Source organism: Rhodococcus sp. NPDC055112, from assembly GCF_053607505.1.
Window position 1 is genome coordinate 74,239 of record NZ_JBSGTR010000006.1, and the last position, 25,990, is coordinate 100,228.

25 protein-coding genes and 2 tRNA genes are annotated in these 25,990 nt (G+C 68.7%); 3 read left to right on the top strand and 24 right to left on the bottom strand.

The window, feature by feature from the left end; all coding sequences use genetic code 11:
- Positions 1 to 18: 18 nt before the first annotated feature.
- From ACWFRB_RS05120 to ACWFRB_RS05130, 3 genes are all read right to left on the bottom strand, one after another.
- On the bottom strand, positions 19 to 711 hold the full coding sequence (locus ACWFRB_RS05120) for an alpha/beta hydrolase (protein WP_452639313.1): 693 nt from the start codon (positions 709 to 711) through the stop codon (positions 19 to 21).
- A gap of 218 nt (positions 712 to 929) precedes the next feature.
- Entirely contained in the window at positions 930 to 1,589 is a 660-nt protein-coding gene (locus ACWFRB_RS05125; RefSeq protein ID WP_452639314.1) for an aminodeoxychorismate/anthranilate synthase component II, read from the bottom strand.
- Positions 1,590 to 1,673: 84 nt separating this feature from the next.
- A complete protein-coding gene (locus ACWFRB_RS05130) occupies positions 1,674 to 2,420 on the bottom strand; it encodes a DUF881 domain-containing protein (RefSeq protein ID WP_452639413.1) in 747 nt (248 codons plus the stop codon).
- A gap of 210 nt (positions 2,421 to 2,630) precedes the next feature.
- Here ACWFRB_RS05130 and crgA point away from each other — a divergent pair, with 210 nt between their 5' ends.
- Together crgA and ACWFRB_RS05140 are read left to right on the top strand one after the other, a co-directional pair.
- Positions 2,631 to 2,894: a cell division protein CrgA gene (crgA, locus tag ACWFRB_RS05135; protein WP_378502449.1), complete on the top strand. Its 264-nt coding sequence runs from the start codon at positions 2,631 to 2,633 to the stop codon at positions 2,892 to 2,894.
- A 91-nt stretch (positions 2,895 to 2,985) separates the two neighbouring features.
- The gene (locus ACWFRB_RS05140; protein WP_452639316.1) at positions 2,986 to 3,465 is read left to right on the top strand and encodes a PH domain-containing protein; all 480 of its coding nucleotides are present in this window, start codon (positions 2,986 to 2,988) and stop codon (positions 3,463 to 3,465) included.
- A 12-nt stretch (positions 3,466 to 3,477) separates the two neighbouring features.
- On the opposite strand, the gene ACWFRB_RS05145 is transcribed toward ACWFRB_RS05140, so the two are convergent.
- Entirely contained in the window at positions 3,478 to 4,398 is a 921-nt protein-coding gene (locus ACWFRB_RS05145; protein WP_452639317.1) for a rhomboid family intramembrane serine protease, read from the bottom strand.
- Positions 4,399 to 4,411: 13 nt separating this feature from the next.
- The gene (locus ACWFRB_RS05150; protein WP_189636554.1) at positions 4,412 to 4,972 is read right to left on the bottom strand and encodes a peptidylprolyl isomerase; all 561 of its coding nucleotides are present in this window, start codon (positions 4,970 to 4,972) and stop codon (positions 4,412 to 4,414) included.
- Positions 4,973 to 4,988: 16 nt separating this feature from the next.
- On the opposite strand from ACWFRB_RS05150, the gene ACWFRB_RS05155 reads away from it, so the two are divergent.
- A complete protein-coding gene (locus ACWFRB_RS05155) occupies positions 4,989 to 5,477 on the top strand; it encodes a hypothetical protein (protein WP_452639319.1) in 489 nt (162 codons plus the stop codon).
- Here the strand turns inward: ACWFRB_RS05155 and ACWFRB_RS05160 are convergent.
- From ACWFRB_RS05160 to gnd, 19 genes are all read right to left on the bottom strand, one after another.
- Positions 5,404 to 6,213, bottom strand: coding sequence for a CPBP family intramembrane glutamic endopeptidase (locus ACWFRB_RS05160; RefSeq protein WP_452639321.1), 810 nt, complete (start codon positions 6,211 to 6,213; stop codon positions 5,404 to 5,406). The genes ACWFRB_RS05155 and ACWFRB_RS05160 overlap by 74 nt on opposite strands.
- 81 nt (positions 6,214 to 6,294) lie before the next feature.
- Positions 6,295 to 7,596 (bottom strand): lipase family protein, encoded by a 1,302-nt coding sequence (locus ACWFRB_RS05165; RefSeq protein ID WP_452639322.1) that lies wholly within the window; start codon positions 7,594 to 7,596, stop codon positions 6,295 to 6,297.
- A gap of 338 nt (positions 7,597 to 7,934) precedes the next feature.
- Positions 7,935 to 8,591: a hypothetical protein gene (locus ACWFRB_RS05170; protein WP_452639324.1), complete on the bottom strand. Its 657-nt coding sequence runs from the start codon at positions 8,589 to 8,591 to the stop codon at positions 7,935 to 7,937.
- A 192-nt stretch (positions 8,592 to 8,783) separates the two neighbouring features.
- A tRNA-Ala gene (locus ACWFRB_RS05175) sits at positions 8,784 to 8,856 on the bottom strand.
- Between the two features lie 7 nt (positions 8,857 to 8,863).
- Positions 8,864 to 8,974, bottom strand: coding sequence for a DLW-39 family protein (locus ACWFRB_RS05180; RefSeq protein ID WP_209927981.1), 111 nt, complete (start codon positions 8,972 to 8,974; stop codon positions 8,864 to 8,866).
- A 27-nt stretch (positions 8,975 to 9,001) separates the two neighbouring features.
- Positions 9,002 to 9,075 (bottom strand) — tRNA-Ile (locus ACWFRB_RS05185).
- A gap of 112 nt (positions 9,076 to 9,187) precedes the next feature.
- The gene (locus ACWFRB_RS05190) at positions 9,188 to 10,555 is read right to left on the bottom strand and encodes a DUF3566 domain-containing protein (protein WP_452639326.1); all 1,368 of its coding nucleotides are present in this window, start codon (positions 10,553 to 10,555) and stop codon (positions 9,188 to 9,190) included.
- Positions 10,555 to 13,068 (bottom strand): DNA gyrase subunit A, encoded by a 2,514-nt coding sequence (gene gyrA / locus ACWFRB_RS05195; RefSeq protein ID WP_452639328.1) that lies wholly within the window; start codon positions 13,066 to 13,068, stop codon positions 10,555 to 10,557. Before gyrA ends, ACWFRB_RS05190 begins: the two co-directional genes overlap by 1 nt.
- A 272-nt stretch (positions 13,069 to 13,340) precedes the next feature.
- Positions 13,341 to 13,892 (bottom strand): GTP-binding protein, encoded by a 552-nt coding sequence (locus ACWFRB_RS05200; RefSeq protein WP_452639329.1) that lies wholly within the window; start codon positions 13,890 to 13,892, stop codon positions 13,341 to 13,343.
- A 16-nt stretch (positions 13,893 to 13,908) separates the two neighbouring features.
- A complete protein-coding gene (locus ACWFRB_RS05205; protein ID WP_077044017.1) occupies positions 13,909 to 14,283 on the bottom strand; it encodes a DUF742 domain-containing protein in 375 nt (124 codons plus the stop codon).
- A gap of 13 nt (positions 14,284 to 14,296) precedes the next feature.
- A complete protein-coding gene (locus ACWFRB_RS05210) occupies positions 14,297 to 14,707 on the bottom strand; it encodes a roadblock/LC7 domain-containing protein (protein WP_077044018.1) in 411 nt (136 codons plus the stop codon).
- A gap of 38 nt (positions 14,708 to 14,745) precedes the next feature.
- Positions 14,746 to 17,643, bottom strand: a complete 2,898-nt coding sequence (locus ACWFRB_RS05215; RefSeq protein WP_452639331.1) for an ATP-binding protein — start codon at positions 17,641 to 17,643, stop codon at positions 14,746 to 14,748.
- A gap of 312 nt (positions 17,644 to 17,955) precedes the next feature.
- On the bottom strand, positions 17,956 to 19,965 hold the full coding sequence (gyrB, locus tag ACWFRB_RS05220) for a DNA topoisomerase (ATP-hydrolyzing) subunit B (RefSeq protein WP_452639333.1): 2,010 nt from the start codon (positions 19,963 to 19,965) through the stop codon (positions 17,956 to 17,958).
- Positions 19,966 to 20,139: 174 nt separating this feature from the next.
- On the bottom strand, positions 20,140 to 21,093 hold the full coding sequence (locus ACWFRB_RS05225; RefSeq protein WP_452639334.1) for an alpha/beta fold hydrolase: 954 nt from the start codon (positions 21,091 to 21,093) through the stop codon (positions 20,140 to 20,142).
- Positions 21,094 to 21,109: 16 nt separating this feature from the next.
- Positions 21,110 to 22,216: a PDR/VanB family oxidoreductase gene (locus ACWFRB_RS05230; RefSeq protein WP_452639336.1), complete on the bottom strand. Its 1,107-nt coding sequence runs from the start codon at positions 22,214 to 22,216 to the stop codon at positions 21,110 to 21,112.
- A 7-nt stretch (positions 22,217 to 22,223) separates the two neighbouring features.
- A complete protein-coding gene (locus tag ACWFRB_RS05235) occupies positions 22,224 to 23,132 on the bottom strand; it encodes a metal-dependent hydrolase (protein ID WP_452639338.1) in 909 nt (302 codons plus the stop codon).
- A gap of 104 nt (positions 23,133 to 23,236) precedes the next feature.
- The gene (locus ACWFRB_RS05240) at positions 23,237 to 23,818 is read right to left on the bottom strand and encodes a DUF721 family protein (protein ID WP_452639340.1); all 582 of its coding nucleotides are present in this window, start codon (positions 23,816 to 23,818) and stop codon (positions 23,237 to 23,239) included.
- 41 nt (positions 23,819 to 23,859) lie between these two features.
- Positions 23,860 to 25,050: a DNA replication/repair protein RecF gene (gene recF, locus ACWFRB_RS05245; RefSeq protein ID WP_452639342.1), complete on the bottom strand. Its 1,191-nt coding sequence runs from the start codon at positions 25,048 to 25,050 to the stop codon at positions 23,860 to 23,862.
- Positions 25,051 to 25,944, bottom strand: a complete 894-nt coding sequence (gnd, locus tag ACWFRB_RS05250; RefSeq protein ID WP_452639343.1) for a phosphogluconate dehydrogenase (NAD(+)-dependent, decarboxylating) — start codon at positions 25,942 to 25,944, stop codon at positions 25,051 to 25,053.
- Positions 25,945 to 25,990 lie beyond the last annotated feature (46 nt).

Here is a 25,990-nt window from a genome sequence, read left to right on the forward strand (position 1 = left end):
TGGCCGGGGACTGCGGAGTCAGGCGACGCCTGCGGCCGCCGTCAGGATCAGTTGGGTCACCTCGTGTGGGTGCGAGGCCAGCGATGCGTGACCGGCGTCGAGCTCGACGGTCTCGCGGGCGCCGATGCGCTCGGCCATCCACCGTTCGGTCTCCGGCGGGATCATCCGGTCCTGGCCGGAGACCAGGTACCAGCTCGGCTTCTGCTTCCAGGCCGGCGGGCCCGATGGGTCGGAGAAGCACTGGCCCGAGATCGGCTTCTGCGTCAACGCCATCACCAGTGCCTCGGTGTCGTCGAGGTCCTGGCTGAAGCTCTCCTGGAACTTGTCCGGTGCGATCCACAGGAAGCCCTGCGCATCGGGGGCGATGTTGGCCGCCCCCGCGGGCTGGTCGGTGCGGGCGAAGATGCTGCCCAGACTGTCGCCCTCGTCGGGAGCGAAGGCCGAGATATAGACCAGTCCAACGACATTCGCGGCATGTCCGGCCCCTGTGATGACGGCGCCGCCGTAGGAGTGGCCGACGAGCAGTGTCGGTCCGTCGAGCGATTCGGCCAGCTTTCGCGTGCGGTTCACGTCGTCGGCGAGCGAGGTCAACGGGTTTTGCACCGCGATGACCTTGTGGCCGGCGTTGTGCAGGGTCGGGATGACGTGACGCCAATGCGAGCCGTCCCCCCAAGCTCCGTGCACAAGAACGATGTTCACCTTGTCGGCCATGTTGGCCCACCTCTCGGATCGAGTGTTCGAACGGTGGTCACGGCCCGCCGTTCGATCGGGGGCCGCCGCGCGCAGCTCGAACTTCTCGTCGGCCGCGCAGAATCCACGGTATTGCAGACTCTGGAGCAAAGACCATGATCAGATCGCCATGATTTCGTGCCCAAACGCCGAACACGACCCGCGCCGCCCGGCTGGGCGTGCGCCGACTCGGTGGTGGTTCAGTTGTGGGTGAGTGCCGCTCCGAGCGCCTGTGCGACCTCGGCCTCCAGCGTCGCGATGAGCGCTTCCGGCGGACGCTGCCCGCACACCTCCAGCCAGTTCGCCAGCATCCGGTGCCCGCCCTGGGTGAGCACCGATTCCGGATGGAACTGGACACCGTGGATCGGCAAGTCCCGGTGCCGCATCGCCATCACGATGCCGGTGTCGGTGTGCGCGGTGGCGATCAGCTCGTCCGGCATCGTCTCCGGCAGCACCGTCAGCGAGTGGTAGCGGGTCGCAGTGAACGGGTCGGGCAGACCGGCCAGCACCCCGGTGCCGTCGTGGCTGACCTGGCTGGTCTTGCCGTGCAGCAGTTCCGGTGCCCTGTCGACGGTGGCCCCGAACGCGGCGCCGATGGACTGGTGACCGAGGCACACGCCGAGCAGTGGCGTGCGCGCCGCGGCGCACGCCGCGACCAGGTCCATGCTCGCGCCCGCCCGCTGCGGCGTGCCCGGTCCCGGGCTCAGCAGCACCCCGTCGAACTGCGCCGCGACCGCGTCGCGGTCGGCGAGCTGCGGGTCGTCGTTGCGCCAGACGGTGGCCTTGGTGCCGAGCTGGCCGAGGTACTGCACCAGGTTGAACACGAAGCTGTCGTAGTTGTCGACGACCAGGATGCGCATTACAGCAGGATATGCGGCTTCGCCGCCTGTGCGCGATCTGCACCCCACCTTGGGGTACGGATCACGCACGAGCGGCGCAGGCGTCTAATTCGCGAACTTGGTCCGCAGCTGCCCGGTATAGGCGGGCACGGTGAACGAGTCCGACGCCTCCTGGGTGTACCCGAGCCCGTAGCGGACCGCGTACTGCTTGAAGGTGCGCACGCCGGGCTCGGCGGCGAGCGCGGCCTCGATCCGGGAGGGGTCGCCGATCGCCGTCATCTGATACGGCGGGCTGTAGGTCCGCCCGTGCAGCAGCAGCGTGTTGCCGATACAACGCGGCGCCGAGGTGTTGACGATGCGCTGGTCCTGCATCCCGACCGCAACCGCACCGCCCGCCCATAGCGCGTTCAGCACGCTCTGCACATCCTGCTGGTGCACGACGAGATCATCGGGCGAGGCTCCGGCGGGGAACTTGCCGTCGGAGTCGCGGGGGGCGTCGGTGAGGGTCACCCGCACGCCGGGTCCGGTGACCTCGCTCAGGCCTGCCGCGGCCTCCAGCGCCTTGCTCTGGTCGAGGGCGCCGGCGACATCGGAGTCGGAACCGGCCGCCTCGTTCTGGAGGGCGGCCAGCTGCGCCGCCAACCCGTCGCGCACCCCCGCCGCGTCGTCCGCGTCTGCCTGCGCACTGCGCACGAGGTCGGAGAGCCTCGTGGTGTCTCCGCGCCGCAGCTCGTTGCCCTCCGAGACCGCGCGGGTGGTCGCCAACAACAGTCCGGTCACCACACAGACCACCGGCACACAGATCTTCCAGAAGAGTTGCCTGCGCCGGGGCGCCGCGTGCCGGTGGGACACGGTCTGATCGGGTTCGGTCGGGTCGGGTTCGGCCACAGCCCCCCGCCTCCTCCCCTGTCCGTGCTCTCAGGTCCAGCCAGCAGACCCTGCCCGGGCACGTCTGTGCTCGGCTAGCGTGTACTCACCACCGGTAATCTCGAATCTACCTGGTGGGCGTCGACGCCGACGCCGACGCAATCGCACGATCCACACTGAACCAACGAGGACGTCATGCCCAAGTCGAAGGTCCGCAAGAAGACCGACTACACGATCAATCCCGCGAACCGCACGCCCGTGAAGGTCAAGGTCGGCCCGTCCAGCACGCTCTACGTGTCGGTGATGCTCGGCTTCATGCTGCTCGGGCTCGCGTGGCTGATCGTCTACTACCTGGCCGCGGACCAGATCACCTGGATGAACGACCTGGGGGCCTACAACTTCCTGATCGGCTTCGGTTTCATGGTTGTCGGCCTCGTCATGACGATGAGATGGCGCTGACCTGGGGATATCCCCATTCTGGCCGCGCCAATTACATCGTTGTCATTCATCCCCAATGTGGATAAACCCTGTGGATAGCTGTGGAGAGCCTGTGCACAACCCCGAAAACCCTGTGCACAACCCCGAGCTCGCATGGTCCACACCCACCGGTGCGCTGATCGCCACCGGTGTCGGCGGGGTGGCCATGCTCCTCGCCGCCGCGGCGGTGGCGTCGGATCCGGCGGGACGGGTGCTGATCGGCCTCGGCGCGCTCGGGCTGCTGGCGATCACCGCGCTGGGGCTGCGCCAGCGGCCCCGGCTCGCCGTGCTCGACGGCGCGAGGGGGATCGCCGTGCAGCGACTGACCGGGCGCCGCGAGTACCAGGCGTCGGAGCTGAGCCGGGTCCGGATCGTGCGCTATCCGCGGCTGGGCCGTCGGGTGCCGATGCTGGAGATCGACGTGCGCCCGCCCGGTGTCGACGACGACAAGCTGCTGATCTTCGGTCGCTGGGATCTCGGCACCGATCCCACCGATGTCTTCGACGCGCTCGCCGGCCGCGGGCTGGTGCCGCCGGAGCGGCCGCGCCCGTAGCCGGCGAGGCGACTACATCCCGAGTTCGGACCTCAGCTGCGCCATCCGCAGCGCGATGACGCCGACCGAGACGACGGTGACGGCGGCGAGGCCGCCCCAGCCAAGCGTGCGCGCCTTCTGGCGCTCCGCGGGGGTGCCGAGGCTGCCGGGTGCGAACATCAGTGCCGCGGTGGCCGCGGCGCCAGCGACGAGCCCGCCGAGGTGCCCCCACAGCGAGATCCCGGGGATCGTCACGCTGATGATCACGTTGAGGGCGATGATCGCCAGGACGGGGCCCGGGCTGCGCTTGAGCCGCAGCAGGATCACCGCCTGCGCGCCCATCAGTCCGAAGACCGCACCCGAGGCGCCCGCGGTGACGGCGTTCACCTGGAAGGCCATCACGGCGGCCGAGCCACCGAGGATCGAGACGAGGTACACCGCAACGTAGCGGGAGCGCCCGAGGATGATCTCGGTGTCGCGGCCGATCACCCACAGCGCGAACATGTTGACCAGCAGGTGGACCGCACCGAAGTGCAGGAAGCCGCTGCCGACGACGCGAATCAGGTCGCCGTCGGCGACCGCGGGCGGCCACAGCGCCCAGCTGTTGAACAGCGGCGAGCCGAGGTGGTTGTTCGCCACGTTGCCGGACTGGAGCACCGTGATCGCGTAGATCAGGACGTTGAGCCCGATCAGGACATAGGTGACGATCGGAGTCGGCAGGCCGGTCCGGAGCGGCGCACCGGCGACGGTGCGGGCGGAACGGGTGGTCTTGGCGTCGGCGGCGATGCAGTCGACACAGTGCTGGCCGACGGCGGCCGGTCGCAGGCACTCGACGCACGCGGGACGGCCGCAGCGGGTGCAGGAGAGCGCGGTGGGCCGGTCCGGGTGCCGGACGCACCGCGGTTGGGGCGGCGTGCCGTCACCGGACACGCCACCCCAACCGGGGTTGGTCATCTCGCGGTACCGATCAGGAGATGGTGATGCTGTTGATGACGACCGCCTCCAGCGGGCGGTCCGTGCGGTCAACCGAGGTTCCGGAGATGGCGTCGACGACCTTCTTCGACTCCTCGTCCACGACCTCACCGAAGATGGTGTGCTTGCGGTTGAGGTGCGGGGTCTTGCCGGTGGTGATGAAGAACTGCGAGCCGTTGGTGCCCGGTCCGGCGTTCGCCATGGCCAGCAGGTAGGGCTTGTCGAACTGCAGCTCCGGGTGGAACTCGTCGCCGAACTGGTAGCCCGGGCCGCCACGGCCGGTACCGGTCGGGTCGCCGCCCTGGATCATGAAGCCGTCGATGACGCGGTGGAAGACGGCGCCGTCGTAGAACGGTCCGGTCTTGCCGCCCGAGGCGTTCTCGGTGCTGTAGTCCTGGGTGCCGTCGGCGAGGCCGACGAAGTTCGCGACGGTCTTCGGCGCGTGGTTGCCGAACAGGGCGATCTTGATGTCGCCGCGGTTGGTGTGCAGCGTTGCGGTTGCGGTCTGATTCGGTGAGGTCACTCCACCATGGTGCCATTCCGTCGTACGGAACATGTGCGACAGTGGACAGATGACTCGCGCGACGAAGTCCACCCCGGTTTCTGTCCCCGCCCAGGCCGAGCAGGCGCCGACCCTCGAGGTCGTGCCCCCCGCCCCCGAATCCACCACGCTCAGTAGCGCATTGAGGCTCGCGCAGCTCGCGGCGCTCGGGTTCGCCAGGGGCACGGGAGGTGTCGCGAAGGGCACCGGAGTGGTGGCCAAGGGCACCGGGGCGTTGAGCCTCTACCTCGGCCGTCAGGGTTACACCCTGGCCAGGAAGGCACTGTCGTCGCGGCCCAAGGCCGTCCCCGCCCTCGCGCTGGTGGACGAGCAGGGCGTCGCGGCCGTGGCCGCCGAGCAGGTCAAGGGTCGTGGCCGCGGGCGCGGCAGGCGGGCGCTGCTGGTCATCGGTCTCGGTGCGGCCGTTGCGGCGGGCGCCGTGTACGTCAAGCAGCGTCGGCGGGAAGTGCCGCCGGTCGCGCCCGCGCCGCCGAGCCTGCGGGACGTCGAGAACTCCTGAACGCCGCCGTAGCCGCGGCACAGCCCGCCGCGGCGACGGCCATCGACGACCACAGCAGGGGCTCACGGCCCCCGGCGGCGCCGAACACCAGCAGGCCGAGATTGACGGCCGCGTGGAACACGGTGGCGATCAACAGGCTGCCCTTGCGTCCGTTGTCGAGGAGCACCGCCAGCAGCACGGACATCGCGATCGTCGCCGACAGGAAGGCCATCGCGTACACGGCACCCGCCGTGAACACCTGGACGTGCCACACCCCCCAGACGGTTCCGACGAGCACGCCGGTGACCAGTGCGGAATGCCTCGTGCGCAGGTAGGGCTGCAGGAACCCCCGCCAGCCGAGTTCCTCCCCACACGCCCCGACGCACTGCGCGAGGACCAGCAGGCCAAGCGGCGCCGCGCCCGCGCGGACGGCTGAGAGATCGGGGGCTGCACCGAGGGACACCAGCACCGCCGCGGGCAGCGCCAGAATGATCAGAACCGAGCCGATCGCGGCCGCGAGGGCGCCCAGGTCGGGCCGCCACATGCCCAGTGCCAGCGGCGGACGCCATCTGCCCCGCCAGACCACCAGGACCGCCGCCACCGCGATCGCCGGTGCGAACTGCACCAGTTCGAGCAGGTCGGGATCGGGACCGGTCACCGCCTGGAGCGCCACGAGGACGCCGCCGGCGAGAAACGCCACCAGCACGTACATCGTCATCGGCGCCCACCTGCGGGGCGGGCCTGCATCGGTCGTCATGCCTCGAGCATGGCGGCGCGCCGACGGCAGCACATCACCCCACGGTATCGGTGGCCCCTGCTACCGGAGGGCCAGCCGGCGTCAGGACGAACAGGTGCTCGGTGCCGGTCGATCGTGGAACCGGTCGACCATGTAGGTCAGTGCCTCGGGCAGGCCGAGGACCAGCGGCGCACCGTGGTTGATCACGGAGCCCGGCAGGACGCTCGGGAGCGGGTTCTCGGTGAACTGCACCGTCGCGCCGCGACCGCACCAGGTCCCGGCCAGCTGTGCGGCCTGGCCGAAGGGCACCACGTCGTCGTGGTTGCCGGACTGGATGAGCACCGGCCCCGACGGCGTCCGCGTGCCGATCCGCTGTCGCTCCAACAGTTCCTTCGCCAGCGGCAGCCGGTCGAGCACCACGGAGAGCGATTCGCCGCTGCGGGTGTACTCGCTGGTTTTCTGGAAGGCGAAGCGCGCACCGGTCTCGACGACGCAGTAGTTCCGCGTCTCCGCCAACATCGCCTTGCCCTTCTCGTTGAGCTCCGCCTCGATGAGCGGCCGGGACTCGGGGTAGGCCTGGGCGAGGCCGTTGATCGCGTAGCCGATCGCGCCGGTGAGGAAGGAACCGTCGATCTGCGCCAGGGTCGCGGCCAGGTCCGCGGGCGGCGCCCCGGCGTAGGTGCCCTTCACCTGCAGTTCCGGTGCGTAGTCGGCGGCGAGCTCGGCCGCGGCCGCTGCGGCTCCGCCTCCCTGCGAGTATCCCCAGAATCCGACCGGGCCCGCCGCGGTGATCGAGGTGCCGGGCAGGTTCTTGGCCGCTCGGGCCGCGTCCAGCACCGCGTGCGCCTCGGCCGCGCGGTTGACGTAGGTGTGCATGCCAGGCGTGCCGAGGCCGTCGTAGTCGGTGACGACGACGGCGATGCCCTGCAGCAGCAGAGCGTTGATGCCGAGCACCTCGTACTCGGTCATCAGCCAGATCGGCCCCTCGTAGGTCAGGAGCTGGTTCAGCAGCTTGGAGGGGGCGCACTGGTCGCCCTGGCCGTGGGTGCCGACCGCGAGGCTGACCAGGGGCCGGGGTCCTGGTCCCTCCCACCGCCGCTGCGGGTCGAGGTAGGTGCCGGTGACCGCGTTGGCCGCGCCGTTCGCGTCGGTGCTGCGGTACATGATGCGCCGTCCGTCGGCGGGGAACGCGCCGTCGGTTCCCGGCACCCGGAGCGCGAGTTCGGACGGCTCGCTGCGGATCAGGTCGCCGGGGGCGCTCGCCGTCAGGTCGGCAGGCGGCGTGTAGAAGTCCACGGGTGCCGCCGCCGCGGTGGGCGCCGCGATCGCGGCCACGACCACCGACAGCGCGGCCGCCACGACCGCACCCCGCCACCCGTTTACGCGCACACTCTTGTCCACCATCGACTCCGCCCCGTGTTCGTCGGCCCCGGTCGCGAAGCCGTACGCACGGTAACACATACATTTCGGCAGGTGGACGTGCCGATTCGGGGGCGCTGACGCCCGACCGCACGGTATCGAAACCAATTGCTGCACAGGTTTGTTCACAATTGCACAGGCTCGGCGACGGCCGCCGAGTGTGCAGCTGCCGTCGGCCCATCTCGGCGTTTGCCCCGTCCCCCAAGCACTTCGTGCAGGGAGGTACCCCCAAACTGCACACTCGGCGCTGCACAGCGCACAGCCCGCGACCAGGAGCTGATCGCGGGCTGTGCGTTTGCCGTGTGTTGCTGCGCGGGCGCTGATCAGGGCGCCGCGGGTGCCGGCATCCCCGGCAGGGTCGGGAGCGGCCCGACGAAGTTGAAGAACGCGGATCGCAGCGGTTCGCCACCGACCATGTCCAGCCCGATCACGCCGCCGATGAGCGAGCCGATGATCGATCCGGGGAAGCAGCCGGCGAGCACGCCCACCACGCAGCCGACGAGGAGACCGATGATCCCGCCGACGGTCTGCCCGACGATCCCGCCCATCTGGGCCTTCTGGATCTCCCCCATCAGGCGCTGTTGATCCGCGGGGTTGTCCCAGGCGACCGGTTGAACGGTCGACGGAAGCAGCATCGGCGTCAGTGTCAGGGTCCGGCCGCCGTCACCGATCACGGGCGCGATCGAGTGCGTCTCACCGTTCACCCGATACGCGAGGGGAATCGTGCCGATGGACGACCCGTCGTCCCGGAGCACGCTGACCCCGGCCCCGTCGCCGGCGACCCGGAACACGCCCGCGTCGAGCAATGTGACAACCGAGTTCCCGCCCGGCGTGAGTCCTGTGCTGTAGCCGACGCCCTGGTCCCTGCCTTGCATGTGGGCACCGACCAAAGCGGCTGGGTCGGCGTGCGCGGTGACCGCCCCGGCGCCCATCGCGGCCGTCACGAATAGTGCAGTGGCGACAATCTTCCTGAGTTTCATGTCGACTCCCGGGTTCGGTTGCGATTTCCCCCAGCCGAACAGTAGTCGAGCGCATGTGATCTCGAACACAATTCGATGAACTCGTCCCCGCATGCGATCCGCTTGTGACATTTGCCCGCCGAACAAAAAAACACCCCCCACCGGAGAGTGAGGGGTGTTGATGTGACGCTGTATCCGATTGTGTTCCTGCTGTGGAGCCTAGGAGATTCGAACTCCTGACATCTGCCTTGCAAAGGCAGCGCTCTACCAACTGAGCTAAGGCCCCGTCCGCGCTAGCGGCTGGTGACCTCGTGCCATACATCCTGACTGCGGCGCTGCGACCGCAGCTTCGTCAGCCCGAAGAGAACGGTCACAACGGCTGCCGCGAGAAGCAGTACCTTCATGCTCGAACCCTTCGTCGGCACGGGGAGTGGGCCTAGGAGGACTTGAACCTCCGACCTCTTCCTTATCAGGGAAGCGCTCTAACCGCCTGAGCTATAGGCCCTTAACCTCGGCCCGGGAGACGCATCGAACTTGTCTCCCTGAACCGAGGCATGAGATTACCCCACCGACCGGCCGCGACCAAAACCGGCCCGGTGGGGAACCAAAACCTCAGGTCAGTCGCGGTCGGCGAGGGTCACTTCGACCCCACCGACAAGGTCCGTGCAGAGGTTGTAGATGAACGATCCGATGGTCGCGAGGGCCGTGAAGAGCACCACGTTGATGGCACCGATCAGCGCGGCGTAGCCGAACACCTGCCCCGCGCTGACAAGGCCCTCGTCGCCCGTCTCCGACACGATGTCGGTGAAGGCGTTGTTCAGGCGATCCCAGACACCCATGCCGTCGAGCACGACGTACAGGAATCCGACGGCGAACATCCACACGAAGAACAGCGCCACCGAGATCACCAGGGACACCTTGAGCGTCGACCAGGGGTCGACCTTGCGCACCTGGATGGTCGCGCGCAACGGGTCACCCGCGACCGCGTCGATAGGCACGGCCACCAACGCGGGCTGCGCACCCGTCTTGGGACCCGCACCGGCCGCCGCGGGGGCCTCGCTGGGCAGTGGATGCTTCACCGCGGACAGGTCCGGCAGGTCCTTCGCCAGATCGGAGCGGTCGATGTGCCGGGTCGGGCCGTCGATCACCGCCGTCTTGGCCTTGGCGGCCTCCTTGCGGGCCGCCTTCGCCGGATCATCGCCCGACGGGGCTCCCGCCGCGGGCTTACCGGCCGCGGGAGCACCGGGACGGGTGCCCTGGCCGCTCGACGCCGAGACCGGACGCGTGGCGGGTGCGCCAGGACCATTTGTGGGTGTCGTGGGGCGCGCACCCGGACCGCTCGTGGGCGATGCCGGACGCGTACCCGGCGCACCAGCGGGGGTACCCGGACGCGTTGCGGCACCACCGGAGGGCGACGCCGGACGCGTGCCCGGCGCGCCTGCCGGGGCGCCAGGACGCGTGCCTGCACCGTTGGGCTGGCCGCCGTTCTGCTGGGGACGCTGGCCGGGCGCCTGGCCCGGAGCCTGGGTCGGCCGACCACCCTGAGGTGCGGCCGGGGCGGCGCCGCCCTGCGGCGGACCACCTGCGGGCCGCGATCCCTGCGCGGGCGTTGCCGGTGTCGTGCCGGACGGCGGAGCCTGCGCCGGACGGGACGGTCCGGTCGGCTGCTGCCCCTGCGGCGCCTGGCCCTGCGGCCGCGGCGGAGTCTGGCCGGGGCCCTGCGCGGGCGGGGCCGGACGATCCTGACCGGGAGCCGGGGCCGGGGCCCGCTGCGCGGGGGCGGCCGGCTGTCCCGGTGCCGACGTCGCCGCCGCCGGAGCGTCGGGCTTGGTCGGCGCGGGCGCATCGGGCTTGGCCTGAGCCGGGGTCGACGGCGCCGGGGACGGAGTCCCGGTCGCCCCCTCCGGCTTACCTGCCTGCGGCTGAGCGCCAGGACCGGCAGGTGACCCCTGCCGGTCGCTACTGGGCTGGTTGGGAGTGCTCACTACGACTCCTTCGATCCGTCACTCGCGGCGGTGTCGGACTCATCGGGTTCATCGGCGTTGCGCGCGATCGCGAGCAGGGTGTCACCGTCCCCGAGATTCATCAACCGCACGCCCTTGGTCTGTCGGCCGGCCTTCCGCACCTGCTTGGCCGCGGTGCGGATCACTCCCCCGCCGGAGGTGATGGCGTAGAGCTCGTCGTCGTCGTCGACGATGAGCGCTCCGACCAGGGTGCCACGGCGCTTGTCGTACTGAATCGTCAGCACGCCCTTGCCGCCGCGGCCCTGGACCGGGTAGTCCTCCATCGCGGTGCGCTTCGAGTACCCGCCCGAGGTCGCCACCAGGAGATAGGTGCCGTCACGCACGACGTTCAGCGAGAGCAGTTCGTCGTCGCCGTTGAAGCGCATGCCCTGCACGCCGGAGGTGGCGCGGCCCATCGGCCGCAGCGCCTCATCGGTGGCGGAGAAGCGGATCGACTGTCCCTGCGCCGACACCAGCAGCAGGTCGTCCTCCGAGGAGGCGAGCACGGCACCGACCAGCTCGTCCTCGCCGCGCAGGTTCACCGCGACGATGCCGCCGCTGCGGTTGGAATCGAAGTCGGTCAACTTCGACTTCTTGACCAGGCCGTTGCGGGTGGCGAGCACCAGGTACGGCGCGTCCTCGTAGGTCTTGATCTGGATGATCTGGGCGATCCGCTCGTCCGGCTGGAAGGCGAGGAGGTTCGCGACGTGCTGGCCGCGTGCGGTGCGGCTGGCCTCGGGCAGCTCGTAGGCCTTCGCCCGGTACACCCGGCCCTTCGTGGTGAAGAACAGGATCCAGTCGTGGGTCGAGCTGACGAAGAAGTGCTTGACGATGTCGTCCTGCTTGAGCCCGGCGCCCTGGACGCCCTTGCCGCCGCGCTTCTGCGACCGGTAGAGATCGGTCTTGGTGCGCTTGGCGTACCCGGTCTCGGTGATGGTGACCACCACGTCCTCGCGGGCGATCAGGTCCTCGTCGTTGACGTCGCCGTCGGCCGCGATGATGCGGGTACGCCGGTCGTCGCCGTACTTGTCGACGATCTCCTTGAGCTCGTCGCGCACGATCGCGCGCTGACGCTCGGGCTTGGCCAGGATGTCCTGGTAGTCCGCGATCTCGCGCTCGATCTCGGCGAGTTCGTCGATGATCTTCTGACGCTCGAGGGCCGCGAGGCGGCGCAGCTGCATCGCGAGGATGGCATCGGCCTGGATCTCGTCGACGGTGAGCAGCTCGATCAGTCCGGCCCTGGCGATGTCGACGGTCTGCGACGCCCGGATGAGCGCGATGACCTCGTCGAGCGCGTCGAGCGCCTTGACCAGTCCGCGCAGGATGTGGGCCCGCTCCTCGGCCTTGCGCAGCAGGTACCTGGTGCGCCGGACGATCACTTCGAGCTGGTGCGTGGTGTAGAGACGGATCATCTGATCCAGCCGCAGGGTGCGCGGCACCCCGTCGACGATGGAGAGCATGTTGCAGCCGAAGCTGGTCTGCAGCTGGGTGTGCTTGTAGAGGTTGTTGAGCACGACCTTCGCCACCGCGTCACGCTTGACCGTGACGACGATCCGCATGCCGACGCGGTCCGAGGACTCGTCGTGGATGTCGGAGATGCCTGCGATCTTCGCGTCCCGCACCTGCTCGGCGATCGAGGTGATCAGGTTGTCCGGGTTCACCTGGTAGGGCAGCTCGGTGATCACGATCGTGGTGCGCCCCTTGGCGTCCTCCTCGATCTCCACCACGCCGCGCATCCGGACCGAGCCGCGGCCGGTGTGGTACGCGTCGCTGATGCCCTGGCCGCCGACGATCAGGCCCGAGGTCGGGAAGTCAGGTCCCTTGATCCGCTCCATCACCGCCGCCAGGGTGGCTTCGTCGTCGGCCTCGTAGTTCTCGAGCGCCCAGTAGATGGCGTCCGCGACCTCGCGCAGGTTGTGCGGCGGGATGTTGGTGGCCATACCGACGGCGATACCGCCGGAACCATTGATCAACAGGTTGGGGATACGGCTGGGGAGAACCGTCGGCTCTTGGGTCTTACCGTCGTAGTTCGGCGCGAAATCGACGGTGTCGTGGTCGATTTCGCGGAGCATCTCCATCGCGAGCGGCGTGAGCCTGCACTCGGTGTAACGCATCGCGGCCGCGCCGTCGTTGCCTCGGGAGCCGAAGTTGCCCTGGCCGTCGACGAGCGGGTAACGCAACGACCACGGCTGGGCCATGCGGACCAGGGTGTCGTAGATCGAGGTGTCGCCGTGCGGGTGGTAGTTACCCATCGTCTCGGCGACCGGTCGCGCGGATTTCACGTAGCCGCGGTCCGGGCGGTACCCGTTGTCGTACATCGCATAGAGCACGCGGCGGTGCACGGGCTTGAGGCCGTCGCGCACGTCCGGCAGAGCACGGCCCACGATCACGCTCATCGCGTAGTCGATGTAGCTGCTCTGCATCTCTTGCTGAATGTCGACGGGCTCGATGCGGTCGTGCCCCGTCCCCTCAGGCGGCAACGTGGTGTCGGTCATGAGCTCCTCTTCTACTCGGCTTCGCGTCTCCTCCGGACTGGCCGCCTCGCAGGATGTCGCGCAACCACCCGAGTCTATAGGTGCAGGTCAGCTAGACCCGGCATCACTCGCGGATTGTCGGCAGTTACCACGGCGAACACACCGCGACGGCGCTCGAGTCCGCAGGTCGATCCGTCGATCACCGAGTCACCCGAAGTCGGAACCGGCCCCCCGTCGTGGACGGGAGGCCGGGGTGGTGCCGCGCATCACGGCACCGAAACAGAAGAGGAGTGTTACCCGACCGGCTGACCGAGCCGACGCAGGGCGTACTCGGTGATCGCGACCAATCCGCCCTTGGCCGACTCCCGATCGCGGGCGTCGATGGACATGATCGGCACATCGGGCGACAACGCGAGGGCCTGCCGGATGTCCTCGAGCGGGTACCGCGGTGCGTCGTCGAACTCGTTGATCGCCACCACGAACGGCAACTTACGGGCCTCGAAGAAATCGACGGCGGCGAAGCTCTCGTCGAGCCTGCGGGTGTCGATCAGCACGATCGCGCCGATGGCGCCGCGGATCAGGTCGTCCCACATGAACCAGAACCGGTGCTGCCCCGGCGTCCCGAACAGGTACAGCACGAGGTCGTCGGCCAGGCTGATGCGGCCGAAGTCCATCGCGACGGTCGTGGTGGCCTTCTGCGGGATCCCGGTGAGGTTGTCGACGCCATCGGAGGCGTTCGTCACCAGCGCCTCGGTCCGGAGCGGCACGATTTCGGAGACGGCCCCGACCAGGGTTGTCTTGCCCACGCCGAATCCACCGGCGATCACGATCTTTGTCGAGGTCACCCGATTCTGCTGGGCGCTAGATTTGGCGAAGTCCACCGAGGACCCTTTCAATGAGTTCCCGACGCTCGCTGTCGCTCGCGTCTTCTTGCAGAGTGGCCAGGATTCGCAGGTGGCCGGCCTCGACGAGGTCCGCCACCAGCACGCGCGCGACCCCGATGGGGACGCCGACCCGAGCGGCGATCTCCGCGAGCGAAGGCGATTGCGCGCACAACACCACGATGGTCGCCTCGATGTCGCCCAGCTCCCAGTTCCGGTTCTCCGGATCGGGCAGAACCTGGATCAGCGCCTCCAGCGCGAGCTCCACCGCGGGTTTCGTGCGCCCTGATGTGAGGGAGTACGGCCGGACCAGGCTCGGCCCGGTCCCCGTCTCTGCGTTGTGCTGCTCGTCCATGGCCACCTCGGAATCAGGTCCCGATACCGGCTCGCGGCGTCGCCTGCACGGAGGCGCCGACGCGATCGACCAGGAGTGCCATCTCGTAACCGACCTGGCCGATGTCGCAGCCCGACGAGGTGAGCGTGGCGAGGTGCGAACCATCGCCGACGCTCATCAGCAGCAGGTACCCGTGCTGCATCTCGACGACGGACTGGAGGACGCCGCCGCCCTCGAACAGCCGGGAGACCCCGGCCGACAGGCTCGCCAGCCCCGACGTGACCGCCGCCAGCTGCTCGGCGCGGTCCAGCGGCAGGTGCGCACTTCCAGCCATGAGCAGGCCGTCCGCGGACACGAGCACGGCGTGCGAGACACCCGGCACCTCACGCGCGAAGTTCGAAACCAACCAATCGAGCGAGTAGCCGCCCGCGGATCCCTGATCCATGTTGAGCGCGGATCCCTGATCCATGTTCATCTGTCTCCTTAGATGCTGTTGCGTTCGGCATGGCTGGCGGCACGACCGTCGCGGATGCCCTTCTGGTGGCGGCTGAGCTTCTCGCGGATGGCCTCCGGGTCGCGCAGCTTGGGAGTGATCTTGTCAGCCCCGTCGACTCCACCCGGAACCAACTGGTGTCCCGGCTGCCGCTGCGGAAGTCCGGACTCGGTCCGGGCCTCCACACGGAGGGCGCTCGCGCGCTGCGCGGCGTCCCAGCCATCGTCCGCCGCCGAGGTCCAGTTCTTGCTGCCCTCCCCCGGCGTCGGCGTCGTCAACCAGTCGGAGACGATGCCTGTCGAGACCATGCCGCTGAAGATCGGCGTGGTCTCCTGCGGGTGGAGGATGGGGCGGAGCGGCTCGACGTTCGCACGCGGTTGGAAGAACGACGCGGTCTTCTGCGGGTTCACGCGGTAGCGGTGCTGCGTGGCACCTGCGGCCTCCGCGCTCTCCACCCTCGCCGCCGGTGCCGCCGGTGGCGCCGGTGCTGCTTGTGCCGATTCGAGGGTCGGCGCGGCCGGAGCCGGAGCCGGCACAGGAGCGCTCACCTCGGGATTGGGCTGAGGCAGACCTGTCGTCGCACCCGGGGTGCGCTGCGGCAGACCGCTGGCACCGGGGGTCCGCTGTGGGAGACCGGCAGGCGGCGCCAGCGGACTCGGCTGCGGCGAGGGGCTCGGTGCGGACTGACCGCGCTGAGGCAGGTCCTCCAGCTCGGCAGCGCGCTGCGACAGAACCCCCAGCATCGCCGGGGTGCGCCGCGGCAGACCGTTCGGCTCGGCCGGCGCGCGTTGCGGCAGACCGTTCGGCTCGGCCGGGGTGCGCTGCGGAAGACCGTTCGGCTCGGCAGAAGCGCGTTGCGGCAGACCGTTCGGCTCGGCCGGGGTGCGCTGCGGCAGACCGATCGGACCCGTGGTCAACGGTCCTGGCCCCACGGTGACGGTGACCGGGACGGCAGGTTCCGCGACGACGGCCTGTTCCCCGGTGACCGGGTATCCGTCGGAATCGACCCTGTCCTGCGGGCCCGTCATCCCCATCGTCATCGACGAGACGAGTGCCGTGTGCGGGATGTGCACGCTGACCGTCACACCCTGATTGCGGGCGGTCTCGAAGGTCGGTCGCATCCGCACGGTCAGCCCGTGCTGGTCGGCGAGCCGGCTGGCCACGAACAGACCCATGTGGCGGGCCGTCTCGGGGCTCACCTCGCCACCCGAGGCGAGGCGGTCGTTGATGACCGCCATCTCCGCCGCCGGGATGCCGATTCCGCGGTCCGTGATCTCGAGCAGGAGCCCGCCGTCGACGGCACGCGAGAAGTTGAAGGTCACCTTGCTGTCCGGCGGAGACGCCCGCAGCGAGTTGTCCAGCAGCTCGGCGAGCAGGTGCACGATGTCGGTGGCGACGGCGCCGCTGATGGCACCCTGCGGCGTGGCCTTGACCTCGACCCGCTGGTAGTCCTCGACCTCGGACATCGCGGCACGCACGACGTCACCGACCTGAACCGGCGCGGAATGGCCGCGCCTGGTCCTGGTACCCGACAGGATCAGCAGGTTCTCGCCGTTCCTGCGCATGCGGGCAGCGAGGTGGTCGAGCCGGAACAGGCTCTCCAGCCGCTTGGGGTCCTTCTCCTCGAACTCCAGGTTCTCGATCAGTCCGAGTTGCTGGTCGACCAGCGACTTGCTCCGTCGGGCCAGCGTCTCGAACATGTCGCCGATCCGCAGGCGCAGGTGCGCCTGCTCACCGGCGAGCCGCAGGGCCTGGCCGTGAATATCGTCGACGGCGCGTGCGAGCTGACCGATCTCCTCGGTGGTCTGCACGGGCACGGGGTCGAACTCCATGACCCCGGTGTCTTCGCCGTCCTTGATGCGATCGATCGCGTCGGGTAGGTCGTGGTTGGCCACCTGGAGGGCGCCGCGGCGTAGCCGTCGGATGGGGTTGATCAGCGACCGGGCCACCAGCAGTCCGAGCACCGTTGCCGCGATGAGGGTGCCGAGAACGACGAGCGAGTCGCGGATCGCGGCGCTGGTCGTCTCCTGCTCGCGCTCGGCGACCGCGGACGCGATCGTGTGCGTCGACTCCTGGAGCAGGGTCCCGTAGAGCTTGACGCTCGCGAGCATCGAGGCGCGGAGCTCGAGCAGCGGCAGCGCGCCACCTGCGGCCCCGTCGATGATGGCGAGCCGGGCCTGGTTTCGATCGCGCAGTTCCTGGATCTGCGCGTCGGACTGGGGGTACGACCGAGCGAGGGTGTCGATCATCGCCCGCTCCGCGCCCGCCGCCGCGTACAGGGAGTTCAGCGGGGCGTTCGGGTTCTTGAGCACGTCCAGCGCCGCGGTGACCTGGTCGGCGAGGCGGCGCTGCGACGCCCAGACGCCCACCAGGCGGTCGTGCGCGTTGACGACCTCGGGATCGTCGATGGGCCCGATGACCTCGTCGACGATGTCGGTCATGCCCGCGCGGATCGTCGCGGTCTTGGCGGGGAGTTCAGGATCGGCGACGCCGTTGTTGACGTCATCCCGGATCTTCTCGATCCCGACCAGCGCATTCCGCAACTTCTCCGAGACGGAGTCGGGGAAGGCCGGGTTGAAGGTGGCGGCCTTGGCCGCGACGATCGCCTTCTCCATCGCGACGATGTCCTCGTTGGTGACCGTCTTCGTCGCGTAGCCGGCGGACACCGTGCCGAAGATGGTGCCGAGGTCGACGATCTCGGGAATGTCCGCGACCTGTTTTGCCTGGTTACGGAACTCCAGCGCCTGACTGACCTCGTTCTGCACCCGCAGTCCACCGAGCACGACGGCAACGGTGAGCGGGACCGCGAGCACCGCGGCCACCTTCCACCGCAGGCCCCAGCCCTCGAGGTTCCACAGCCTGTTCGGCGGCGGCGTCTCAGTGTTCATGTTGCAAACTCACTTTCCTCCCAGGTGCGGCACGACGGCCTGCATTCGTGCCGTACGCCCGATCGCGGAAAGGGAGTTCGTCGGGGTACGAGTCGAGACAGACGCCTAGGCGGTACAGAAGTGTAGATGCCCAAGCGTTACACGTCGACATTTGAATGTTCCCAAGAAGTTATCGTTTCGTTATCCAGGTAGTTGAAGTTGAGAAAATAGCGACGTAACCGGCATCACTGGCACCACTGGCACCAGGACGCAATCAGCCGGGCCGGGTAGTGTGACTCACATCACAATACCCGACCCGGCTGATGGGATGAATCAGACGTCCAGGAAACGGACATCCTTCGCATTGCGGGTGATGAAGCTGCGGCGGGCCTCGACGTCCTCGCCCATCAGGACGCTGAACAACTCGTCGGCGGCAGCGGCGTCGTCGAGCGTCACGAGCCGGAGCACCCGGACACTCGGGTCCATCGTGGTCTCCCACAGTTCCTTGGCGTTCATCTCGCCGAGGCCCTTGTAGCGCTGGATGCCGTCGTCCTTGTTGATCTTCTTGCCCGACTGCAGGCCGGCCTCGAGCAGGCCGTCGCGCTCGCGGTCGGAGTACGCGAACTCCGGCTCGGACCGCTGCCACTTCAGCTTGTACAGCGGCGGCTGCGCGAGGTAGACGTGGCCGTGCTCGATGAGCGGCCGCATGAAGCGGAACAGGAGCGTCATCAGCAGCGTCGAGATGTGCTGGCCGTCGACATCGGCGTCGGCCATCAGCACGATCTTGTGGTATCGCAGCTTCGCGATGTCGAACTCGTCGTGGATGCCGGTGCCGAACGCCGTGATGATCGACTGGACCTCGTTGTTCTTGAGGACGCGGTCGATCCTGGCCTTCTCGACGTTGATGATCTTGCCGCGCAGCGGGAGGATCGCCTGGTACATCGAGTCGCGGCCGGACTTCGCCGAGCCACCTGCGGAGTCGCCCTCCACGATGTAGATCTCGGACTTGCTCGGGTCGTTGGACCGGCAGTCGGCCAGCTTGCCCGGCAACCCGCCGAGGTCGGTCGCGCTCTTGCGGCGCACCAGCTCGCGGGCCTTGCGGGCGGCGACGCGGGCCTGCGCCGAGGAGACCGCCTTGTTGACGATCGTCTTGGCGTCGGCCGGGTTGGACTCGAACCAGTGCGAGAGGTGTTCGTTGCAGGCCTTCTGCACGAAGGACTTGACCTCGGTGTTGCCGAGCTTGGTCTTGGTCTGGCCCTCGAACTGGGGCTCGCCGACCTTGACGCTGACGATCGCCGCGAGGCCCTCGCGGATGTCGTCGCCGGTGAGGTTGCCGTCCTTCTCCTTGAGCAGCTTCTTGTCCTTGGCGTACTTGTTCACCACCGTGGTCAGGGCCGCGCGGAAGCCCTCCTCGTGGGTGCCGCCCTCATGGGTGTTGATGGTGTTGGCGAAGGTGTGCACGGACTCCGAGTAGCCGGAGTTCCACTGCATCGCGACCTCGAGCTCGTGCCCGGTGCCCTTCGCGGTGAAGCCGACGACCGAATTGTGGATCGACTGCTTGGTGCGGTTGATGTGCCGCACGTAGTCCTCGAGGCCGCCGGGGTAGTGGTACGTCCGGGTCCGGATGGACTGGACCTCGGGTGCCTTCGCGGCGTCCGCGTCGTACTCGACCTCGGCCGCGACCTCCTCGTCGGTGATCCGCTGGTCGGTGAGGGTGATGGTCAGTCCCTTGTTGAGGAACGCCATCTCCTGCAGCCGGCGCGCGACGGTTTCCGCGCTGTAGGTGGTGGTCTCGAAGATGTCCGGGTCCGCCCAGAACCGAACGGTGGTGCCGGTGCGGTTGGTGGCGTCACCCTGCACCAGCTCACCGGGCTTGGCGTACGTGTACGTCTGGAACCAATGGTGACCGTCGTTGTCGATTTCCAGCTCGACCTTGGTGGACAGCGCGTTGACGACCGAGATGCCGACACCGTGCAGGCCACCCGACACCGCGTACGCGTCGGAGTCGAACTTGCCGCCCGCGTGCAGCTGGGTCATGACGACCTCGACGGTGGGGACACCCGAGGCGTGCATCCCGACCGGGATGCCGCGACCGTCGTCGACGACCTCGACCCCGCCGTCCGCGAGGAGGGTGACGTCCACCCGCGTTGCGTGGCCTGCCATCGCCTCGTCGACCGAGTTGTCGACGACCTCCCAGATCAGGTGGTGCAGGCCCCGCTCACCGGTGGAACCGATGTACATGCCGGGGCGCTTGCGCACCGCCTCGAGCCCCTCGAGAACGGTGATGGAGGAGGCGCCGTAGTCCTTGTTGGGAGTGCTCTTGTCTGATTTCTGGGCAGCCACGGGCGGGTTGCACTCCTTCTCGTCTCCAAGGCGGTCGCGGCCTGTCGAGCGTCAGCCGCGTGGTACCCGGCCATCTTACTGTTACGGGCGTGGTCGGGGCCGCCAATGACACCCCTGACGGCCCCGTGAGCGCATTTTCGACCTCCCCGGTAGGTCGAAAGCTGGGTGGCGCGATCAGGAGTTGGCGGCGGTACCGTCCTCACTGTCCCTGGCGATGACGTCGTCGACGAACTCCCCGGCCAGCCGGGCGACGTCCGGTCCGTGTGAGATCGGGGACCAGTGTCCGGCCGGGATCTCACGGCGCTGCAGGTCGGGCACCCACTGCTCGATGTCCTCGTAGCCGACCGGGCGCACAGCGCGGTCGCGCGTGTTCAGGATCAACTGGACCGGGACCGCGGTGCGCCGCTGGGCCGGGTCGCGCAGCTTCGGCCGGATGTTCGCCCGGTACCGCTTGAGTCCGTTGATCATGTCCGAGCGCAGGGTGGGGGCGGGGTGCACGAGCGCCGGGTCAAGACCATCGAAGAACCGCAGGAAGGTCGGCCAGATCCGCCACATGCCGAGGCGGAACGGCAGCGGTCCCAGCCCCGGCGTCTGGAACAACACGGTGTATGCCGAGGCGACGGCCTGGGTCAGGCGCTTGTAGACCCCTCCAGGGGTGGGGTTGGTGAATCCGGCGCGCAGCCAGGTCCCCAGGTGGTCGAGGTTGGGCCCCGAAACGGAGGTGTACGACGCGATCCGGCGTTCGGCGCCCGGCTCGCACACCGCCTGCCAGCTCTCCACCGATCCCCAGTCATGAGCCAGCAGGTGCACGGGCTGATCGGGGCTGACGGCATCGAGCACCGCGAACAGGTCCTGCGCCAGCAATTCCAGCCGATAGTCCGCGACCGCGGTCGGCACCGTGGACCGGCCCGAGCCGCGGGTGTCGTAGCTGACCACCCGGAACCGGTCCGTCAGGTGCGGCACCACGTGCTCCCAGAGCTGGTGGGTGTCCGGCCAGCCGTGCACCAGCACCAGTGTCGGTCCGGCCGGATTGCCCTGCTCGAACACCGCCAGCTCGACCGAGCCGCTACGGACGGTGCGGGCAACCGACGGCTTAATCGAATGAGAATTGTTGGCACTGTTGGTCATTGAAAATTCCTTACCGTCAAAGGTCGAGGACCAGGGGCTCGGACCCGGTCGATCGGGACACGCAGATCAGCATCGAATCCTCGCGCTCCTCGTCGGTCAGACGGGTCTCGCGATGCTCCGGTTCGCCCGAGATGACCCGGACCTTGCAGGTTCCACAGAATCCCTGCTGGCACGAGTACCCGACACCGGGCAGCCGCTCCTTGATCACCGACAGGGCGGACTCGTCGGCGGGCACGGTGAGCACCTCGCCCGTGCTCGCGAGCTGGACCTCGAACTCGGATCCATCCAAAACCGGTGGCGCACCGAACCTCTCGAAATGCAGCGAGGTCGCGGGGCTGTCCGCGAAGGCCCGGCGCACGGTCTCGAGCATCGGGGTCGGTCCGCAGCAGTAGACGGCCCCGCCCACGGCCGCACGGCCCAGCAGGTCCTCCTCGGTCGGGAGCCCGTACTCGTCATCGGGACGTACGAAAACCCGTGCCGGTTCCCATGATTCGATCTCGTCCAGGAAAGGCATCGACTCCCGGGAACGTCCGGAGTACACGAACTGCCAGTCCATCCCGGTCGCGCGAGCGGCCCGCACCATGGCCAGGATCGGCGTGATCCCGATGCCGCCCGCGATGAACAGCGCCTTTCCCTCACCGACGAACGGGAACCCGTTGCGGGGCCCGCGGACGGTCACCGTGGTCCCCGGCTGCAGGCCGTGCATCTCGATCGAGCCACCGCCGCCGTCCGGGATCGACCGCACCGCGATGCGGTAGTGGGACCGGTCCGCCGGGTCCCCGCACAGCGAGTACTGCCTGCGCCGCCCCGACGGGAGGTGGAAGTCCAGGTGGCAGCCGGGCTGCCATGCCGGCAGCTCGGCGCCGTCCGGTGCGGCAAAGGTCAGCGCCGCGACGTTCTCGTCCTTGGCCACGATCGTCCGGTCGGAGACCACCAGCGTCATCGCGGTGTCCGGGTTGTGGCCGGCGTGCTCCGGCTTGTAGTCGAATCGGGCGACCGCCGCGAGGTAGCGCTCCACGAACGAGCCGAGGACCGACATCACCCGGTCGTTGCGGTCGCGTCCGCGCAGGTCCCGCGGCCTGCCCTCGATGCTGCGTGCCCGTTCCGCGCTCATCGTCGTCATCTCGGCGCTACCGGGCGCCGGCCTGGGCGGCGGGCGAGGAGGCGAGGTAGGCGACGGCCTGCGCGGTGGATCCCTCCTGGGACGGGTGGTACGAGCGGCTGAAGTAGCGGCCCATCCGCACAGCGAGTTCCCTTGGCCCTGGCAGGACACCGCGCCTGCCTGCGGCCAGGTAGTCGGAGAGGTGCGGCTTGCGCCGGTGCGGCGCCCACTGGGCGAGCTCGGGGTCGTTCGCCATCAGGAACCGGGTGCCCCGAACCCAGAGGTACACGATCGCCGGGGTGGCCACGAGCTGGGTGCGGATTCGTCGGGATTCGCGCTTGTCGAAGTAGCGCATCAGGTCGTAGGCGACGCTGCGGTGCTCGACCTCCTCCGACCCGTGCCAGCGCAGCAGGTCGAGCATGGTCGGGTGCGGGTTCGCCCGGTCCAGGCCCTTGGCGTTGAGCACCCAGTCGCCGAGGAATGCGGTGATGTGTTCGATCGCAGCGATCAGGGCGAGGCGCTCGATCAGGTAGTTCTCCTTGCGCCCGGCCGTGAACGGTCGCGGTCCGAGCAACCGGAAGAAGACCCATTCCATCTGGGTGGTGAAGGGGGTCGGATCGAGACCCTGCTTCTTGAGGTGCTCCAGGACGCCCGCATGCGACTGCGAGTGCATGGCCTCCTGGCCGATGAAACCGGCGACGTCGTCCCGCAGCTTCTCGTCCTCGATCAGCGGCAGCGCTTCCTTGAACGTCTCGACGAACCAGTCCTCGCCCGCGGGCAGCAGCAGGTGCAACACGTTGAAGACGTGGGTGGTGAACGGATCCCCGGGGATCCAGTGCATCGGCAGGTCGGACCAGTCGAATTCCACATCACGGGCCTGCAAAAGGATGTGATCCGGCTCGGTGACGGCGGTGACGTGCGCGCTCTCGATGGACATCGGAATCTCCTCCGGCACCCGATCCCGGGATGCCTGTGACACGGGTCATTCACTGTATGGCGAAGTAACCGTAACACGGAGTTATACCTACATCTAGGGGTCGATCAGCCGTAGGTGTCCCGCGGCCCGCGGCCCTTGATGTGCCGTTCCCCCTTGCGCCAGCTCGGAGCGCTCGGCCCGGTGATCCGCAGGCTCGTCACGATCCCGTCGCCGACCGCCGCGGCGATCTTCGCCAGGATCTGGGACTGCAGCATCCGCAGCTGGGTGGCCCAGGCGGTCGACTCGGCGGAGATGCTCAGCACGCCCTCACGCAACGAGACCGGTTCGGCATGCGCCGAGATGTCCTCACCGACGACCTGCGGCCAACGGCCGAGGACCGTGCCCTCGGCCACCCGCGGCGACCAGCCCCGATTCTTCGCGACCAGCCCCGTCAACGCCCCGAACGGCTGCGGATCCCGTCCGTCCGGGCCCGCGCCCGACCAGCCTCGTCGACCGGTGCCAGCACGCAGCCGGGGCTTCGGCGACGACCTGCCCTGTCCGACGGACTTCCCGCTGGCCTTCGCGGCCGCGCGCGCCTCTTCCAGCGCCCGTCGGGCGAGGTCGATTCCGCGCAGCTCGGGCATCGGTTCGGCGCTCGTGGGCTGCGCCGGTTCCGAACCCCCGGCCGGGGTCGACTCGTCTGTCATCCGTGCTCGCCTCCGTTCGTCCGTCGATGATAGGGGGAGACTCACACGAGTCGTGAGATTCTCCCGGCGGCGGTGCTGACCGCCTCGATGCCGAACCGCCGCGCATCGAGTTCCGCGGGCACGTCCTCCGCGACGGCCGCGGTGATGAGCACCTGTTCCGCGTCCGCCGCCACCGCAGCCAGCGCGGTCCGCCGGGTGCGGTCGAGTTCGGCGAAGACGTCGTCGAGCATGAGCACCGGATCGGCGCCGTCGGCGCGCAACAACGTGAACGCCGCGAGCCGCAGCGACAGCGCGAACGACCAGGACTCGCCGTGACTGGCGAAGCCCTTGGCCGGCTGATCACCGAGATGGAGCTCGAGGTCGTCGCGGTGCGGCCCGACCAGACACACCCCGCGATCGATCTCGCGCTGCCTCGACACGGCCAGCTCGTTGAGAAAGCTCGCCTCGAGCAACTCGACGTCGTCCCTGATCCAGTGGTGGCCCGAATCGACGAGCTCGGGCGGCATCGAGTCGCCGAGGCTGCTCCGGTATCGGATCGAGGCCGGACGGGACTCCGGGGCGATGCCGCGATAGGAGCTCGCGACGTGCGGGCCCAACTCGGCGACCAACCGCAACCGGCCGGCCAGCAGTTCCGCCCCGTGCGCAGCGAGGTGCCCGTCCCAAACATCAAGGGTGGCAAGGGCACTCGCGCCGTCGGTCGATCGGGTACCGCGCCGCAGCGCGCCGCCCGCGGTCTTGAGCAGGGCGGATCGCTGTCGCAGCACCTTCTCGTAGTCCGCCTTGACCGCGGCCATCCGCGGCAGCCGGGAGCAGAGCAGTTCGTCGAGATAGCGGCGCCGATCCCCAGGGTCGCCCCGCACCATGGACAGATCCTCGGGAGCGAACAGCACGCTCCGCAGGACGCCGAGGATCTCGCGCGGCCGTCGCACCGGCGACCCGTTCATCCGCGCGCGGTTGGCCCGGCCGTCGTTGATCTCGAGATCGATCGCCAGCTCGCGGCCGTCGTTGACGACCACCGCGCCGATCTGTGCCTGGGTCGCGCCCGCCCGGATGAGCGGAGCATCGGTGGAGACGCGGTGCGAGGACAGCGAGGACAGGTACCCGAGGGCCTCGAGCAGGTTGGTCTTGCCGTGCCCGTTCGGCCCGACGAACAGGGTCACCCCGGGTCCGGGTTCCAGCGCGATGGCGTCCCAGGAACGGAAATCCCGGAGCGTGAACTTACGAACGAACACCTATCCGGATTCCGACACCCGCTGTACCGCGTGACCACCGAACTGGTTGCGCAGCGCCGAGACGGCCTTCATCGCGGGCGAGTCCGACTGCCGCGAGGCGAACCGGGCGAACAGCGCCGCGGAGATCACCGGGGCAGGAACGGCATGGTTGATGGCTTCCTCGACGGTCCAGCGACCTTCGCCGGAATCCTCTGTGTAGCCAGAGATTTCGGCGAAATCGGGGTCTTCATCCAGCGCCTTGACCAGGAGATCGAGCAACCAGGATCGGACGACGGTGCCCTTGGTCCAGGCCCGTAGGACACCGTGCACATCGGTGACCAGGTCCTCGGCCTCGAGAAGTTCGAAGCCCTCGGCATAGGCGTGCATCAGGCCGTACTCGATGCCGTTGTGGATCATCTTCGAGTAGTGCCCGGCGCCGACGGGTCCCGCGTGCACGAATCCATCGGCCCGCTCACCCTCGGGACGGAGGGCATCGAAGATAGGCATCACCCGGGCGACGTCCTCGTCCGAGCCGCCGACCATCAGGCCGTATCCGTTCTCCAGACCCCAAATGCCACCGGACACACCACAATCGAGGTAGCCGATGCCGTGTTCGGCCAGCAAATCGGCATGGATCTTGTCTTCGGTGAAGCGGGAATTGCCGCCGTCGACCACCAGGTCGCCCGCATCGAGGACGGTTGCCAGCGCGGTGATGGTCTCGCGGGTCACCGTGCCGGAGGGAACCATCACCCAGACCACCCTGGGTGCCTGCAGCGCGCCGGCCAATGCGGCCAACGACTCGACGTCGGTCACCTCGGGACGGGGGTCGTAACCGATCACCTCGTGACCGTGCGCGCGCAGTCGATCGCGCATGTTGAAACCCATCTTGCCCAGCCCGACCAGTCCCAGCTGCATTGTTCGGTGTCCCTTCACTCGCGGTCGGTACTGCTACGGCGGCCTT